Source organism: Pseudomonas sp. 21LCFQ010, from assembly GCF_024129905.1.
GTDB lineage: Bacteria > Pseudomonadota > Gammaproteobacteria > Pseudomonadales > Pseudomonadaceae > Aquipseudomonas.
Genome location: NZ_JAMYDZ010000036.1, coordinates 1 through 16,956, shown reverse-complemented (window position 1 = coordinate 16,956; position 16,956 = coordinate 1). Strand labels below are relative to the sequence as shown.

Annotated in this window: 11 protein-coding genes; 7 read left to right on the top strand and 4 right to left on the bottom strand. The window is 58.5% G+C overall.

The features are described 5' to 3' along the window. Positions 1-27 precede the first annotated feature (27 nt). On the bottom strand, positions 28-477 hold the full coding sequence (gene azu / locus NJC38_RS26765) for an azurin (RefSeq protein ID WP_253117885.1): 450 nt from the start codon (positions 475-477) through the stop codon (positions 28-30). A 161-nt stretch (positions 478-638) separates the two neighbouring features. On the opposite strand from azu, the gene NJC38_RS26760 reads away from it, so the two are divergent. Next, positions 639-2,255, top strand: coding sequence for a PvdJ/PvdD/PvdP-like protein (locus tag NJC38_RS26760; RefSeq protein ID WP_253117884.1), 1,617 nt, complete (start codon positions 639-641; stop codon positions 2,253-2,255). A 41-nt stretch (positions 2,256-2,296) separates the two neighbouring features. Here the strand turns inward: NJC38_RS26760 and NJC38_RS26755 are convergent, their stop codons facing one another. Further along, a complete protein-coding gene (locus NJC38_RS26755) occupies positions 2,297-3,298 on the bottom strand; it encodes a FecR family protein (RefSeq protein ID WP_253117883.1) in 1,002 nt (333 codons plus the stop codon). 146 nt (positions 3,299-3,444) lie between these two features. On the opposite strand from NJC38_RS26755, the gene NJC38_RS26750 reads away from it, so the two are divergent. Next, the gene (locus NJC38_RS26750; RefSeq protein ID WP_253117882.1) at positions 3,445-3,942 is read left to right on the top strand and encodes a sigma-70 family RNA polymerase sigma factor; all 498 of its coding nucleotides are present in this window, start codon (positions 3,445-3,447) and stop codon (positions 3,940-3,942) included. Positions 3,943-4,026: 84 nt separating this feature from the next. Then, a complete protein-coding gene (locus tag NJC38_RS26745; protein WP_253117881.1) occupies positions 4,027-6,300 on the top strand; it encodes an acylase in 2,274 nt (757 codons plus the stop codon). Between the two features lie 111 nt (positions 6,301-6,411). Here NJC38_RS26745 and NJC38_RS26740 read toward each other — a convergent pair whose 3' ends face one another. Then, entirely contained in the window at positions 6,412-8,088 is a 1,677-nt protein-coding gene (locus tag NJC38_RS26740) for a methyl-accepting chemotaxis protein (protein WP_253117880.1), read from the bottom strand. A 597-nt stretch (positions 8,089-8,685) separates the two neighbouring features. Between NJC38_RS26740 and NJC38_RS26735 the strand changes: the two genes are divergently transcribed. From NJC38_RS26735 to NJC38_RS26725, 3 genes are all read left to right on the top strand, one after another. Further along, positions 8,686-9,783, top strand: a complete 1,098-nt coding sequence (locus NJC38_RS26735) for a carboxynorspermidine decarboxylase (RefSeq protein ID WP_253117879.1) — start codon at positions 8,686-8,688, stop codon at positions 9,781-9,783. 30 nt (positions 9,784-9,813) lie between these two features. Continuing rightward, positions 9,814-11,058, top strand: coding sequence for a saccharopine dehydrogenase family protein (locus NJC38_RS26730; protein ID WP_045494286.1), 1,245 nt, complete (start codon positions 9,814-9,816; stop codon positions 11,056-11,058). Between the two features lie 139 nt (positions 11,059-11,197). Beyond that, entirely contained in the window at positions 11,198-12,286 is a 1,089-nt protein-coding gene (locus NJC38_RS26725; protein WP_253117878.1) for a hypothetical protein, read from the top strand. Between the two features lie 19 nt (positions 12,287-12,305). Here NJC38_RS26725 and NJC38_RS26720 read toward each other — a convergent pair whose 3' ends face one another. Further along, on the bottom strand, positions 12,306-13,673 hold the full coding sequence (locus tag NJC38_RS26720; RefSeq protein WP_052483400.1) for a sensor domain-containing diguanylate cyclase: 1,368 nt from the start codon (positions 13,671-13,673) through the stop codon (positions 12,306-12,308). 366 nt (positions 13,674-14,039) lie between these two features. On the opposite strand from NJC38_RS26720, the gene NJC38_RS26715 reads away from it, so the two are divergent. After that, entirely contained in the window at positions 14,040-16,508 is a 2,469-nt protein-coding gene (locus tag NJC38_RS26715) for a PAS domain-containing protein (RefSeq protein ID WP_144403244.1), read from the top strand. The last annotated feature ends 448 nt before the right edge of the window (positions 16,509-16,956 follow it).

Sequence of the window (16,956 nt, the reverse complement as noted above, 5' to 3'; positions counted from 1 at the left end):
AGGCCGCCATCGCTGGCGGCCCCCGTTTCACACGCCGATCTTGAAGCGGCCTTTCATCAGCACCGAGTGGGCCGGGAATGAGCAGAAGAACTGGTAGTCGCCATCAGCCTTCAGTTTGCTGGTGTCGATGGTCAAGCTGTCTTCTTCGCCGCCACTGAGCATTTTTGTGTGGGCAATAATCCGGGCGTCATCGGGTTTCAGGTAGTCATGCTCGACGCCAGCTGCGGCGCCGTCGTTGACGATGGCTTGCATGTTGCTGGTTTCGCTCAGTACCCAGTTATGCCCCATCACTTCCTTGGGCAGGTTGCCAGGGTGTTTCAGCACGACCTTGAAGCTCTTGCAACTGGCGGGCACCACGATTTCGTTTTTGTCGAACGTCATCTGGTCGGTGCCATGGATCTCGGTTGAGCAGTCATCGGCGGCCCAGGCAAAGCCGGGCAAGGCGAGGGTAAGGGTCAGCAGTAAAGCGCGATGCATGGGGAACTCCGGTGGGACTGAATTGAATAGGTCCAGCCGAATGAACGAGCAGCGCCCTGTGCTTTTTAGTGCGTGGGCACCTGACGGATAAATTCCGCCGCGATCCATTCGTTCTTGGGGCAGGCGCTTTGAGCGCAAGGCGGACAAGCGGATGGGGTTAGATGAAGTTTTCTCGGCGAGGATTACTGGCGGGCGCAGCGGCAGTGGCGGCGACGGCAGGCGGGATTGGCTTACCGATCATGGGCTATCAGCGCTATCAGGCCGCCGAAGAGGCGGCGCTGGTCGAAGAACCCACCATCGTCCCGCCGACACTGGGGCAGAGCCTGCTGGCCGGGCGTCTGGTCGGTATCTGGGATTTCCGCTTGCTGGAAGGACAGCAGGATTTTGCCGAACTGGCCAGTGAAGGCCTGGAGTTGCTGCTGGACGTCGGGCCGTCCGGCAAGGCGCTGCGCGGCCATCTGGGGCGTCGGCCGTTTACCTCGGGAGGCTTCGAGCTGTTCGGCGAGCTGAAGGTCGATAAAGAGCCAAACCTGCGCTGGAAGCTGGTTGGTCCGCAAGGCCGTGCTTATGAGTGTACGGCGATCTTTGATGAGGTCTGGGGCGTCTGGAGCACCGGCGGTGGCGAGGCGACGCTCAGTGGCCAGTTGCAGTTGCGTGGTGCCCAGGCCGGGCTTTCTGCCGTTCAGGCTCGTTTCGTCGCGACCCGGCGGCCGTTTATCCAGGCCCGCGAGCGTCTGCCTTATACCGCCGAACTGCATGCCTGGTTGATCTCGCCGGGGCATCGTCTCTATCACCAGCTCTGGCACGCCACCCGTGACCGCTGGCATCGGCTGGACAGTGATCGTCATCAGTCGCTGCGGGCGCTGGGCTGGCAGCCGGGGCCGCTGGGCCAGGAGCGTGATGCGCGCGGCAAGCAGCGGCACAACAATGGCTCGGGCGAAGATTTCCTGTACATGCACCGTGGCATGTTGCGCCATGCCCGCAGCATGCAGGATCTGAAATCCTGGCAACGCTTTCCGCCGCCACGGCCTTTCATCGGTCATGGTATCGAGCCGTTTGTGAAGTACCTGGAAAACCACGATGGCTACTCGGTGCCGCCGGCCTGGGAGTCGCAGGGTGATGATGCGTTCAATCAGTGGCTGCGTGACGTAAAGAGTAGTGAGGGTTATTACGGCAACTTCCAGGTCTGGGAAGCGCAGTTTCAGGATCCGCAATACCTCAGCACCTTATGCCTGGGTGAGCTGGGCAGCCGCATCGAGCTGGGGCTGCATGACTGGTTGCACATGTGCTGGGCGGCGGTGGGGCGTGATCCGAACAGTGGCTATCCAATGATCTATGACCGGCCGGCGGACGACTTTTCCGAGCGCTGGTTTCGCGCCGAGAACGACTATCTGGCCGATGCTTTTTCCTCGCACGTCAACCCGGTGTTCTGGGCGTTTCATGGCTGGATCGACGACCGGATTGAAGACTGGTTTTACGCCCATGAGCAGTTCCACCCGGGCGAAGTGCGGCGTGCCGATATTGGGGGCGTGCCATGGTTTGCCAAGGGGCGCTGGGTGGAAATCGATGCTCCGTGGCTGGGGCCGGCCGAGGCCGGTTGTGGCGCCTGGGGGCGCAGCAATGGTGGCGGCGGGAGCGAAAGCGAGCTGGACATCGAGACCATGAAGCTGGCGTTGCATGTCATTCGTGCCAGCGAGAAGGAGATGGAGCGGTTGTCCGGACGTATTCCGCGCCGCCCTTGGTACGGGCAGTACCTGCCGCCGGGTCCCAAGCTGTAGGAGCGGATTAATCCGCGAAAGTAGCTACCCCAATCAGCGGCCTACCTGCGCTTGATTACCGTCTCGCCTTCGGCATTGCGGCTCAACACCACCGGCAACACCCTTGGCAGGGCCTGTACCAGGCCGTTGATATCGCGGGTGTTATAGATGCCGCCAATGCGCAACTGGGCGGTGGCCGGATCGGCGATGCGCACCGGGGTCTCCAGGTAGCGGTTGATCTGCGGCAGGGCGTCGGCCAGCGACAGGTTGTCCAGCACCAGTTTGCCGTTGCGCCAGGCCAGCGCGTTGTCCAGCGACGCGGCGGACACTTGCGGATCGACGCTTTGCGGGTTGTAGCGGGCCTGCATGCCGGGTGACAGGTAGGCGATGCGATCGGGCGTGCTCTTGTCGCTCAGCACCCTGACCGAGCCTTCGCTCAGGGTCACCACCACTGAATCCTGATAAGTCCAGACGTTGAACTGAGTGCCGGTGACTTGCACCTGGCCGCTGCCGGCATTGACCACGAAAGGATGCGCCGAGTCATGGCGAACCTTGAAGAAGGCTTCGCCCCGGCTCAGGGTCACGCTGCGCTGGTCTTTGTAATTGCTGTACGACAGCTTCGTGCCGGTGTTCATTTGTACCTGCGAGCCATCGGCCAGGGTGATGTCCTGGATCGCGTTGTCGCTGGCGTAACGATGGTAGCTGTTCGGAACCCAGCCCTGGTTCCAGCCGAGCAGAGCGGCCATCGGCAGCGCAAAGGCCAATGCGGCCGCAGTCGCCCAATGACGCTTGGCAGAGCCTTGAGGCTTGGTCTTTACCGGCAGGGGAATGACCTGTGCCTGCGGCGGCGCTACCTCTGTGGCAGCAGGCAGAAACTCGCTGATGTCCCAGATCTCCTGCATCGCCTCGAACTCGTGCTGATGCGCCGGGCTGCTGCTCAGCCACTGCTCAAACTGTGCGCGCTCCTGGACCGAGAAATCTGGCTCGTTAAACCGCATGCACCAGTGCGCCGCCTCATCGCTGATGCGTTCGTCTGGCACAGAAGAGGGGGGCTGACTGGACATGACGGCTACCGGTTGGGCTGAAGTTTTCTTGTAACAGGCTGCATGAAGTTCTTTGTATGCAGATGAGAATTATATACAGTTAGGCGTTGTTTAACACGGCGAACAGGTGTCAATAATCCGATGGCGGATATTTTGGCGGGGTGAACATGGAACAGTACTATCAAGGTCTGGTTGGATATCTGACTGCACGCTTGCGCGATCGCAATATGGCGGCCGATGTAGCGCATGACGCCTACTTGAAAGTATTGGAAAGCCCACGCCTCAATGGACTTGAATACCCTAAGGCATTTCTTTACCGCACTGCAATAAACCTGTGTGTCGATGCCTTTCGTCGCAACGTGGTACGCCACAGCGAGCCCTTGAACGACCTGATCGCCGAAGAGTGTCCGCGCCGGCAAAGCCCGCAGGCTTCATTGTATGAGCTGCAGCGTGCCGAAATGGTCATGGTGGCGCTCGATGAATTGTCTGATAAATGCAGAGAAGCATTTTTGCTGCGCAAGCTTGAAGGGTTGTGCCACGAGCAGATTGCCGCCGCGATGGGTATATCCAAAGCCAGTGTCGAAAAACACATTGTTAATGCCATGAAGCACTGCCGGGTGCGGGTGTTTGAAATGGAACAGCACTCAGCACGCGCCAAGCGTTAAATTTATGTGCAGTTCATCCGTCTTCCCTGCATCCACACGCCGTGCGCCCGTTCGGTGTAGCTGATTGATTGCAAGGGGATTCAGGTGCGTCGAAGTTTTCTGATAAGTGCGCTGGCTGCCGCCGTTTTGTTGCAGGCGGGATGTACCCGCGAAGCCCTTGATAAGGACGAGACTGAAATCCGCTGGACCTCTTACGGTATCCCGCATATTCGAGCCAATGATGAACGCGGGCTGGGTTATGGCGTGGGTTATGCCTATGCCCGTGACAACCTGTGCCTGCTCAGCGAAGAAGTGCTGACCGCACGCGGTGAACGTGCGCGATTCATGGGCCGTGAGGGCGAGTCTTCGGCGCGGCTGGATAATGTCAGCTCCGACCTGTTCTTTACCTGGCTCAATAACGACAAGGCGGTCGATGCGTTCTGGCGTGCTCAGCCCGAGCCGGTCAAGCAGTTGCTGACGGGTTATACCGCCGGCTTTAACCGCTACCTCAAAGACAAAGGCGCACCGCAGGCCTGTCAGGGCGCCGAGTGGGTCCGGCCGCTGCAGGAAACCGACATGGTGCGGCTGATTCACCGGTTGATGGTCGAAGGCGGTATCGGCCGCTTTGCCGAACCGCTGCTGGCGGCCGTGCCGCCTGCCGCGTTGGCGGAGAAAACCGCCAGTATTGATACCGCACGTATTCAGGGCTCGGTCTACGAGCGTGGCAGTAATGCAATTGCCGTGGGCGGCGAGCGCACCGAGAACGGCCGTGGTCGACTGCTCGGTAATCCGCACTTCCCGTGGTCTGGCGCGCTGCGTTTCTATCAGATGCACCTGACCATCCCCGGCAAACTGGACGTGATGGGCGCTTCGCTGCCTGGCTTGCCGGTGGTCAATATCGGTTTCAACCAGAAGCTGGCCTGGACCCACACCGTCGACACCTCCGGCCACTTCACCCTGCGCAAGCTGCGCCTGGACCCGAAAGACCCGCAGCGCTACCTGATCGACGGCAAGAGCTACCCGCTGCTGGCCCGTGAAGTGCAGATTCAGGTGCGCGAGGCCGACGGCAGGCTGACGACCCAGAAACAGCTGATCCATGAATCGCGCTTCGGCCCGCTGATCAAGTGGCCGGGCGTGGCGGACTGGGACAGCCAGCATGCTTATGCTTTCCAGGATGCCAACCTGGCCAACACCCGGGCGCTGGAGCAGTGGTACGCGATGAACCGGGCCGGCAGCGTCAGCGAACTGCGTGACGTGGTGCAGCGCATCCAGGGCATTCCGTGGGTCAACACGTTGGCTGCCGACCAGCAGGGCCAGGCCGCTTACATGAATGTCTCGGTGGTGCCGAATGTCAGCCTGCAACAGTTGCAGGGCTGCATCGACCCGGCGCTTCAGGCCCGTGGCCTGCCTGGGCTGGACGGCAGCCGCAGCGCCTGCGACTGGCAGACCGCCCAGGGCGCGCTGCAGGCCGGTATCGTGCCGGGCTCACAGTTGCCGGTGTTGCTGCGCAAGGACTTCGTGCAGAACGCCAACGACAGTGCGTGGATGAGTAACCCTGCCGAACCGTTGACCGGCTTCTCACCATTGGTCAGCCGTGAAGGTGCACCACTGGGCCTGCGTGCGCGCTTTGCCCTGACGCAACTGGCCGGGCTGGAAAACAACCCCATCAGCGAAGCCTTCCTCAAGGATCTGGTCAGCGGCGAGCGCGTACATGCCGCCAATCTGTTGCTCGATGACTTACTGCAATGGTGCGCGGCACTCAAGGACCAGACCTCCTTCGAGCGCGCCTGCACTGCGATGAAATCCTGGGACCGCACCGCCAGCAGCCAGGCATCCATCGGCTGGCTGTACTTCCAGGCCTTCGCCCGGGAATTCCAGAAAGCCAACAAGGGCTGGAGCGTACCCTTCGATAGCAACAACCCGCAGACCACGCCGCGCGGCATCGACTGGCACCAACCGGAAGTGGCCAAAGCGGTAGCCGACATGCTGCACAAGGCAATTGCTCAGGTCGATGCACTGCAACTGCCGGCCGATGTAACCTGGGGTCAACTGCAGGCCGTTGCGCACAACGGCAAACGCATCCCGATTCCGGGCGGCGATGGGCATCTGGGGGTGTACAACGCGATCCAGAGCGTGCCGCAGAAGGATGGCTCGCTGAAGGTGGTCAGCGGTAGCAGCTATATCCAGTTGGTCAGCTTTGATGAGAAAGGGCCGGTGGCTCAGGGATTGTTGGCGTTCTCGCAATCCAGTGATCCGGCTTCGAAGCATTTTGCGGATCAGACCGAGTTGTTCTCGCGGCAGGATTGGCAGGTGTTGCCGTTCAGGGATGAACAGATCAAGGCGGATCGGAGGTTGGAGGTGGTGCGGTTGACGCAATAGCACTTCAAGAGCGCTCCGACAAAAGCCCCGTAGTTGTCACAGTGAGGACGGCCACGGGGCTTGCTGTTTTATCAATTGCGCGGTTTTCTGGAGAAGTGGCCCCAGTAAACGTCAGACCTTGAAGCGTTTGACCAGAACGCTCAGTTCTTGTGACAGCTCGTCGAGTTGCACGCACAGGCCATTGTTGCGTGCCGTAATGGTCTGCGTTTCCTTGAGGTGTTGGCTGATCTGCGACAGGCTCTGATTGACCTCGCTGCCGATGCTCGACTGCTCTTCAGCCGCTGTTGCGATCTGGTTATTCATGCTGTTGATCTCGGAAACGGCGCCGCTGACCCCCTCCAGAATGCTCGCAGTGCCACTGACCTTCTCTACTGCAATTTCACTGCCGCTGAGGCTGTCCTGCATTGTGACCACCGCCGCTCGTGCGCCTTGTTGCAATTGGCTGATTTTGGTCTGAATTTCTTCAGTACTTTGCTGGGTGCGTTGCGCCAAGGAGCGCACTTCATCGGCGACCACGGCAAAACCCCGCCCTTGTTCCCCTGCACGAGCGGCTTCAATTGCTGCGTTCAGGGCCAGCAAATTGGTCTGCTGGGCAATGCCTCGAATCACATCGAGAATCGAGCCGATCGATTCCACATCATTGCCCAGACTCTGGATATCCTGCGCGGCGGTTCTGATGCCTTGCGCCAGATCACCAATGGCAACGATGGTCTGGCCGACGTTGGCTTGCATGCTCTGGGCCTGATCGTCGGTGTCCCTGGTGGTTTGTGCAGCACTTTGCGCTGACTGTGCGACGTTATGAGTGGCCAGCGCCATTTGCTCCATCGCGTGATTGACCTGGTCGGCATCCTCGGCCTGGCGAACCAACGCATCGGCCGCGTGCTTGGTGCTCTGGCCCAACTGAGCATTGTGTTCTTCGAGTAACTGCGCACAACGCGCCAGGCTCAGAATCATTTCGCGAATCTTGCCCACGAAGCTATTGAAGGCATCTGCCAGTTGCGCTGTTTCTTCATTACCATCGATGGGCAATTTTCGGGTCAGGTCACCTTCCACCGACGCCAGCGATTCCAGGTTGAGTGTCAACAGTTTGATGGGTTTGACGATACTGCGTGCCACATAGGCGGCAACCAGACTGAGCAGCACCAGCAAGGCGCCCATGATGCTCCACTGTTTCCAGCGCAGCACCTGCATGGCTTGTTGTTGTTTCTGAACCTGTTCGTCGATCAATTTGTCGACGCCGTCAATGTAAAAGCCTGCGCCAACGCTCCACTTCCATTTGTCCAAGTAACGGCTGTAAGACAGTTTGGGGTATGCGGTAGTGTCTTCTCCGGGCCTTGGAAAGTAGTAGGTGACAAAGCCACCACCGCTTTTGGCTGCACTAATCAATTCACGGATGAGGTAAACACCATGGGTGTCGCGCATGTCCCAGAAGTTCTTGCCTTCGTCTTTGCCTGCCAGGAACACCCGGTCACCGTTGTCGGTGTAGCCGAAGTAGTAACCATCGCTGCCATAACGCAGGTCGCGCAGGCGACGGCGGGCTTCCTCCTGAACCGCAGGAGACATTGCATCCGGACCCTCATACAGCGGCTTGATCGTGCTATAGGCGATGTCCAGGTAACTGAGCAGTTCAGCTTTGCGGGTCTTGATCAAGGCGTCGCGTGTTTCTTGCGTGCTCTGTTCGGTGAGCTTCTGCTGCTCAGAGAGCGCCAGCAATTGAATGATCAACGCCAGCAACAGGGCAGGAATAACAGAGAGCAGTAGAACTTTATCGCGAATTTTCCATTTCATTCATAACACCTTACTGATTGATTTGATGCGCTCGTCCTGAGTCAGTGCTGTTGAACGGGTCTGTTGTTACAGTCGGTCAGGCAGGCGTACCAGAAAAAGGCGGTTTAACGACTTCAGAAAAAAGACGGCAACCGTCCAGGCGCATGGTTGCCTTTGCTACCTACAAGTAAACATCCTGAGCATGACTGTGTAACGTGATGGGTCCAACGCGCTCATTTGCCGATGCCAATCGCTCTCGTATTCCGCACGGGTGACGGAAAGTCGACCCCGTCATCTGCGCAGCTTTACCATGCAAGGATCATGCTCTGTCAGGCGCAGGGTTAGGGCATGGAGAACGAAAGGATTTCTTGTCAAGGGTCGCGTCTGGGTTTGCTGAATAACAGTGCGGCGCCAAGGGAGATCGGGCGGCCTTTTCAAGAAAATGTCACATTATTGTCATCTTGTATGGCCATGCTCCCGCCATCAGCAAATGCTGAGTAATGGACGAAATTTGCTCAATGGACTTTCGATATACGTCGGTTATCGGCACAATTCGCGTCCGCTTTTTTCAGGAGGCTCGCGGACTCCTGTTGGCCGACCTTTTATTACGGAAGCGAAATGATCAACACGCCGTACTACCTCATCGACAAACAGAAGCTGCTGGTCAACCTGGAGAAGATTGCTTACGTGCGCAAGCAGTCTGGCGCCAAGGCGCTGCTGGCGCTCAAGTGCTTCGCCACCTGGTCGGTGTTCGACCTGATGCAGCAGTACATGGACGGCACCACGTCCAGCTCGCTGTTCGAGCTCAAGCTCGGTCGGCAGAAGTTTGCAGGTGAGACCCATGCCTACAGCGTGGCCTGGGCCGATGACGAAATTGAAGAGATGGTCGCCAACTGCGACAAGATCATCTTCAACACCATCAGCCAACTGGAGCGTTTCGCTGACGCCACCGAAGGCAAGATCCGTGGCCTGCGTGTCAACCCGCAGGTGAGCAGCTCCGACTACCTGCTGGCCGACCCGGCGCGCCCGTTCAGCCGCCTGGGCGAGTGGGACCCGGAGAAGATTGCCGCAGTGATGGATAAAGTCTCAGGCTTTATGTTCCATAACAACTGTGAGAACGGTGACTTCGGCCTGTTCGATGAAATGCTGACAAAAATCGAGAATCGCTTCGGTGAGCTGCTGCACAAGGTTGAGTGGGTAAGCCTGGGTGGTGGTATCCACTTCACCGGCGAAGGCTATGCGCTGGACGAATTCTGCGCGCGCCTGAAGGGCTTCTCCGAGAAATACGGTGTGCAGGTGTACCTGGAGCCGGGCGAGGCGAGCATCACCCAGAGTGCTTCGCTGGAAGTTACCGTGCTCGACACCCTCTACAACGGCAAGAATCTCGCCGTGGTCGACAGCTCCATCGAAGCGCACATGCTCGATCTGCTGATCTACCGCCTCAACGCCAAGATGGCCCCCAACGACGGCGAACACACCTATATGGTGTGCGGCAAGTCGTGCCTGGCCGGTGACATCTTCGGCGAGTACCAATTTGATCGTCCGCTGGCCATCGGCGATCGGCTGTCGTTTGTTGACGCAGCGGGTTACACCATGGTCAAGAAGAACTGGTTCAACGGTCTGAAAATGCCGGCCATTGTCGTGAAACAACTCGACGGCAGCGTCGAAGTGGTTCGCGAATTCGGTTTTGAAGATTATCTGTCCAGCCTGTCCTGAGCAGGCTCTGTCGTAGGAGACATGAAGAAATTGAAGAAGAACGTTCTTATCATTGGTGCAGGAGGTGTCGCCAAGGTGGTGGCCCACAAGTGCGCGCAGCACAACGACGAGCTCGGTCGTATTGCCATCGCGTCGCGCAACATCTCCAAATGCCAGGCCATCATCGACAGCGTCAAGGCCAAGGGCAGCCTCAAGCAGCCCGCTGATATCCAGGCCTTTTCCCTGAATGCACTGGATATCGAGGCGACCAAGGCGCTGATCCGCGAAACCGAATCGCAGATCGTCATCAACGTCGGCTCAGCTTTTCTCAATATGTCGGTGCTGCGTGCCTGCATCGATACCGGCGTGGCCTATCTGGACACCGCCATTCACGAAGAACCGGGCAAAATCTGCGAGACGCCGCCCTGGTATGGCAACTATGAGTGGAAACACCTCGAGGAGTGCCAGCAGAAGAACGTGACCGCCATTCTTGGCGTGGGCTTTGATCCGGGTGTGGTCAATGCTTATGCAGCTTTGGCGCAGCAACAGCATTTCGACCGGATTGATTCGATCGACATCCTCGACGTCAATGCCGGCTCCCATGGCAAATATTTCGCCACCAATTTCGACCCGGAGATCAATTTCCGGGAATTCACCGGGCAGGTGTGGAGCTGGCAGAACAGCCAGTGGACCAGCAACACCATGTTCGAGGTCAAGCGCACCGACGACCTGCCGGTCGTGGGTTCGCAGAACCTGTACCTGACCGGTCACGATGAAGTGCACTCGTTGTCGAAGAACCTGGACGTACCGAACGTGCGCTTCTGGATGAGCTTCGGCGAGCACTACATCAACGTCTTCACCGTGCTGAAGAACCTCGGCCTGCTGTCTGAAAAACCGGTGAAAACCGCTGAAGGTCTGGAAGTCGTGCCGCTGAAAGTGGTCAAGGCCGTGCTGCCGGACCCAGCGTCGCTGGCGCCGGGCTACACCGGCAAGACCTGCATCGGTGACCTGGTCAAGGGCACCAAGGATGGCAAGGCACGTGAAGTGTTCATCTATAACGTTGCCGACCACACCGAAGCCTTCGCCGAGACTGACAGCCAGGGCATCTCTTACACCGCTGGTGTTCCGCCAGTCGCCGCCGCACTGTTGGTGGCCCGTGGTGAATGGGATGTGAAACACATGGCCAACGTCGAAGAACTGCCAGCCGAGCCGTTCCTCAAGCTGCTGGACGTGATGGGCCTGCCGACTCGTATCAAGGACGAGCACGGCGACCGCCCATGGGATCAGGCAGTCTAAGCCTGACTGGTTGAAAGAAAAGGATCGCTGCGGCGGTCCTTTTCTGTTTCTGAGAGCCAGCAGACATTCCCTGAACAATCACCGACAATCGCACGCCATCGCTCAGTCAAACCATCGCTCAATCAAAGGGAGTTGCGTCGTGTCGGTTTCCATCATTCAGCGGCTATGCCTGTTCACCATGACCTTGCTTGTGCCGCTGCTGGTCAGTGCGGCCAGTGCGCCGCAGATCTATGGCGAAATGGACGCCGACCGGTTTCAGGAAATCACCCGCAGCACCTACAACCTGCAAGACTTCGCCGAGCATTATCGGGCCACTCTGGAGATCTCCGCCGAGGACGAGGTATTTCGCCCAGGTATCATCCGTATCTATAACAAGCAGGACGGCGCCGAGTTGCTTCAGGTGCGTTCTGATGAACTGGTGCTGAACACCGATCCGAAGACTGGCAAGGTCAAGGCCAATGTGCACGAGTTGCCGTACGGCGAGCAGAGTGTGCTGATTTATGACGATTTCAACTTCGACGGCATCAAGGATCTGGCGCTGATGGACGGCCAGTTCAGTTGCTATCACGGCCCGTCGTATCAGGTGTTTCTTGGCACTGCCGAGGGGTTTCGGCGAAGTGAGGCGTTTACCGAGCTGGCGCAGAATTACTGCGGCTTCTTCGACTACAACGCCCAGACGCGCCGGGTCAGTACCATGGCCAAGAGTGGCTGTTGCAGCCATTGGTTTACCACTTACCGCATCGATAGCGGTGAGCCCGTAATTGAAGTGGAGACGGCGATTGATGCCAGCGGTGTGGCCGGTTTGCCTAGAGAAACCCGCTGGCGGGAAGTCGATGGTAAGCGTGTCAGTACCACCCGGACGCTGTGGGACCCGGCCGAAGAAATCCAGACCCTGCTGGCGTTCCGGCTGGCGCCATCGGGCAAGCGCATCATTCTGTTCCGTTGGGGCGACCACTCACCGGTCTACTATGTGGCGGTCGATAACAACAACGAAGTCGGCCTGGTTTACCCCGAGGCAGAGCCGCAAGCGTTCGATTACGACAGCGTGCGTCAGGTGCTGAGTTTCGTTCGTGGCGACACCACCTACCGGATTGTTGGCGACAAGCGGGGCAAGCCGAACAATATGGAAGTGGTGATTCGCGGCAAGACTACTGAACTGAAGCTGCTGGCAGGGCCGATCGAAGGTTCGCTCAAGCAAGTAGGCCAGGCGTTGCAGGATGCCCAGTAGCGTTCAGAGGTTGATGACATCAGGCCGGCACCGCTAACTGCACGCGATTACGGCCTTGGTGTTTGGCCTGGTAAAGCGCCTGGTCGGCGCGCAACAGCAGTTGTTTAAGCGGCTCGGCGTCTTGGGTGGTCACCACGCCGATGCTTACTGTGGCCTCGATCAGCCTGCCGGCCCCGAGATCAAGCGGAGTGTGTGCAAAACGCTGGCGAATATTTTCAGCAATCTGGCCTGCTTCATCTGCAGAGCTTACCGGCACCAGAATTGAAAACTCCTCACCCCCGACCCGGCCAAATAGACCGCGCTCGCCCAGGCACTCGCTGGCCACCTGGGTGAAGTTCACCAGTACCTGGTCGCCGGCTGAATGGCCCCAGGTGTCGTTGATGCTTTTGAAACGATCAATATCGAGCATCAGCACAGCCAGCAATGGGCTCTGGCGCTGCTGCGCCTGCAGGCATTGGGTAGCTTGATCATGGAACGCGCGCCGGTTGAGCAGGCCGCTGAGTTGGTCATGCGAGGCGAGGTGCTGGACCTGTTGCAGGAGCTGCTGACGCGCAGCAGAAATGATCGCCACCGTCAAAGGGGTGAGGGTCAGCAGCAGGATGCCAATACGAATCGACTGCAGGTCGGCCACTGCCAGTGGCCAGGTAACCGAGAGGTCGAGGTAATGTTGGGAGATGGCGATGGTCGTCCAACTGCTGAAGATTAGCGTCACGACGGTCGCGCCAAACAGGTTGTAACTCAAGGCGCACCAGAGCAGTGCCGGTACCGAGAACATCACTGCACCAGGGCCGCCAATCCACAACGCAGCGGCGCTGGACAGAACCAAGGCCAGCAATGGAATGCTTTGTCGATAAAGGCCCGGCAAGCTGGCGGTCTGTCGGAAGTTTCGCCACCATTGGCGTGTCTGTTGTGGCGTGGGGGCGGCCAGCACCATCGGCAGGATGATCGCGTAATGGACGATTTCCCCGAGGCTCCAGAAGTAGAAGCCACTGGCAAAGGGCTGTCCGAACAGGTACTGCATGGCTGCCGCGCCGGCCAGGCCGGCACTGACCGATGCCGCAAGACTGACCAGAATCAGATGCAGTACCGACTCGGTTGTTTGCAGGGACAAATGAGGTTTGGCCAGCCGTGACAGGTAGAAGCAGCCGATCGCGGCGCCAACCAGATTCGCACAGGTCAGCAGCAAGGCGGTGGGCAGTGTGCTGCCGGTCAACACGTCGGCGGCCACGAACCCCACCAGCGCACCCAGCCAGCCTTGCGGTGTCGCCATCTGCGGATTACGCACCATAAGGCCTGCCAGGATGGCGTTCGCGGGCCATAGAGACGAAAGGGTGCCGAGCGGGCGAGCCATGATGCCGAACAGGGCCGCTATAAAAATGATCAACATGATAAGGCAGGAGGCCTTTATCCGCATTTCGACACTCCTGTCCGCTAAAGGCTTGTTGCTATTACTGTCTCGGCAGTCAAGATGGCATATTGGTCTGACCGATGAAAGCACTGTTTCCGGGTAGATGCCACATTCAAGGCTCTGGCAATGGGGTTGCCGGACGTCAGTGGGCTTGCGCTGGCGAATAGGCGCCGCGGCGGGCAACTTTCGATGGGGCTGGTGTCCAACCAGCCGTATTGGGAACAATGCCCGAGGCGTATAGTTGATCAATGCCAATTTGCCCACAGGCGGTGCGCCAGCGTTTTGTGGGTTGCAATGCGGTCTTTGCCTGAACAGGGACGATAGCCATGTTACGAGTAATTTCGCGTGTTTGAAGAACTGTCCGCCAAGCCTTCTATAGATGCAAGTCTGTTGGGTGCCAGCTATTCACCCAAGGCGTTGATCGAGCGTGAGCGCAAGGTACTCGGCCAGATTGCTGCGGGCGTGCCGCTGGCTGAGGTGCTCAGTGATCTGGTGATCGCTGTGGAAGCGCAAAGTGAAAACATGATGGCCTCGGTGTTGTTCCTGAGTGAGGACGGCCATTACATGCTGCATGGCGCGGCCCCCAGCCTGCCGGCGGCTTATAACGAGGCCATTCATGGCATTGCCATCGGCGAAGGGATCGGCTCGTGTGGCACGGCCGCTGCGCGTGGCAGCGCAGTGTTCGTCAATGATATTGCCAATGACCCGTTGTGGGAGGGCTATGCGGACCTGGCGGTCTCGCATGGTCTGCGTTCTTGCTGGTCGATGCCGATCAAGGCTGCTGATGGTGTGGTGCTGGGCACCTTCGCGGTTTATTACGGTGAACCACGAGCGCCGACACCGGGGGATATCGAAGCCATTGCGGTGATCGCCCAGACTGCCGCGCTGGCGATTGAAAGGCATCGTTCCGACCAGAGGCTGCGCAATAGCAAAGATGAGTTACGCGCCCTCAACAGCGAACTTGAGCGCAAGGTCAATGAGCGTGCCACCGAGCGCAGCCGTACCTGGATGCTCAGTCCTGACTTGCTTTCGGTCATCAATGCGCAAGGCGTGATTGAAGCCTGTAACCCAGCGTGGCGAATCACGTTGGGCTGGTCGCCTGAAGATGTGCATGCGCCCTTGTTCTCGTTCATTCATCCGGATGATCTGGCGCAGAGCGAGATGATGTTTGCCAAGGCGGCGCAAGGCAGGCCTGTTTTGCGTTTCGAAAATCGCTGTCGGCATCGGGACGGCAGTTATCGCTGGCTTTCATGGGTGGCGGTTCTGGAGGATGGCAAGGTCTATTGCAGTGCGCGGGATATCACCGCCGAGAAAGAGCAGGCCAATGTATTAGCCATGCGTACGCGCGAGCGTGATCGTGCCTGGGGGTTGTCTCAAGAACTGCTGGTCATTGCCTCGCCGGACGGTGTACTCGATGAGGTCAATGCGCGCTGGCCGGAGCAATTGGGCTGGTCAGAGCAGGAGTTGGTGGGCAAGCGGCTTAACCAGCATATTCATCCGGAAGATCTTGAGGCGACACTCGCCAGTTTTCGCGGCATCGCGTTGGCGCCGTTGACTGTGCCGTATCAGTTCCGGCTTCGACACCGCGACGGCAGCTATAAATGGTTTAGCTGGACGGCCACCTTTCAGGACGGTCGGATCTATGCGGCGGGGCGTCACGTGACGGCTGAGCGCGAGCAGGCAGAAGCATTGCGACAGGCGCAGAAGATGGAAGCGGTGGGGCAGTTGACCGGCGGCGTTGCTCATGACTTCAACAACCTGTTGACGGTGATCCGATCTTCAACCGATCTGCTGCTGCGGCCGGATCTTAATCAAGAGCGGCGCACCCGCTATATAAAAGCGATCTCGGAAACGGTTGATCGCGCGGCGAAGCTGACTGGGCAGTTGCTGGCGTTCGCACGGCGCCAGACACTCAAGCCAGAAGTGTTTGGTGCGGGCGACAGCGTCAGGGCGATCGGCGCAATGATCGGCACTTTGACGGGGTCGCGGATCGAGATTGTGACGGATCTCCCCGAGCAGGCTTGCTTCGTCAATGCCGATCCGAATCAGTTTGATACCGCTCTGGTAAACATGCTGGTCAATGCACGAGATGCCATGAACGGTCAGGGCAAACTTACCATTGCGGTCCGCGCCGTAGAGTCCATGCCTGCGGTGCGAGGCCATGCGGCGGTGGCCGGTGCTTTTGTCGCGGTGTCGATCAGCGATACCGGCACCGGTATCCCGATGACGCATCTTGAGCGCATTTTTGAGCCTTTCTATACCACCAAGGGGGTTGGTCAGGGCACCGGGCTTGGGCTTAGTCAGGTGTTCGGCTTTGCCAAACAGTCGGGTGGCGAAATAGCGGTTGCCAGTGAGTGGGGTAAAGGCACCACGTTTACGCTTTATCTGCCGCGTGTCGAAGGGCAGGAGCGGGGGGCGCAGCCCTGCGACCCGGATGAACCGCTTGAGGAAGGCCATGGAACCCGAGTGCTGGTGGTTGAAGACAATCCGGATGTGGGCGTCTTTGCGACCCAGGCACTTGCCGAGTTGGGCTACATCACGGTATTGGCCGGTGATGCTCATACCGCACTGGCTGAGCTGAGCGCGGGTGTCGACCGGTTTGATGTGGTGTTCTCCGATGTGGTCATGCCCGGAATGAGCGGTATCGACCTGCTGCATGAACTGCGTCGATGTTACCCGGCCTTGCCGGTGGTGTTGACCTCAGGCTACAGCGACGTACTTGCCAAGCACGGTGCCGATGGCTTTGAACTGTTGCAAAAGCCCTATTCGGTTGATGAGTTGTCGCGGATCCTGCGCAAAGTCACTTCACGATAGGCAGGTATATAGAAGGGGAGGTATTTGGGAGCTTCGAAGCTAATTTCGAGATATTTGAAATTAACGGTTGACGGGGTTTCAGATGTGCTTATAATGCGCACCACTTCCAACGCGGAATGAACGAAAAACTCCTTGATAATCAACGAGTTAGAAGTTCAGAAAGGGTTGGAGGCGGTGCGAGCCTCCTGGCTCCGGCGGTGAAAAAGGCAGTTGACAGCAACTTAGGATGCTGTAAGATTCGCCTCCCGCTGACGAGTTGATCGAAAGACGCTCGGCACGCTGTTCGGTTCTAGCGTTTCGAAGTTTTGAATGAGTTTGAAACTTCTGAAAATAAACGCTTGACAGAACAAGAGGTTAGCGTAGAATGCGCGCCTCGGTTGAAGCGAAAGGCTCAACCAACCGCTCTTTAACAATTGAATCAAGCAATTCGTGTGGGTGCTTGCGCTGT

What these genes read in the sequence shown, in the direction of transcription:
- NJC38_RS26735 (WP_253117879.1), top strand. Translation starts at nt 8,686, where the DNA reads ATGATCAACACGCCGTACTACCTCATCGACAAACAGAAGCTGCTGGTC.
- NJC38_RS26760 (WP_253117884.1), top strand. Translation starts at nt 639, where the DNA reads ATGAAGTTTTCTCGGCGAGGATTACTGGCGGGCGCAGCGGCAGTGGCG.
- NJC38_RS26720 (WP_052483400.1), bottom strand. Translation starts at nt 13,673, where the DNA reads ATGTTGATCATTTTTATAGCGGCCCTGTTCGGCATCATGGCTCGCCCG.
- NJC38_RS26740 (WP_253117880.1), bottom strand. Translation starts at nt 8,088, where the DNA reads ATGAAATGGAAAATTCGCGATAAAGTTCTACTGCTCTCTGTTATTCCT.
- NJC38_RS26750 (WP_253117882.1), top strand. Translation starts at nt 3,445, where the DNA reads ATGGAACAGTACTATCAAGGTCTGGTTGGATATCTGACTGCACGCTTG.
- NJC38_RS26755 (WP_253117883.1), bottom strand. Translation starts at nt 3,298, where the DNA reads ATGTCCAGTCAGCCCCCCTCTTCTGTGCCAGACGAACGCATCAGCGAT.
- azu (WP_253117885.1), bottom strand. Translation starts at nt 477, where the DNA reads ATGCATCGCGCTTTACTGCTGACCCTTACCCTCGCCTTGCCCGGCTTT.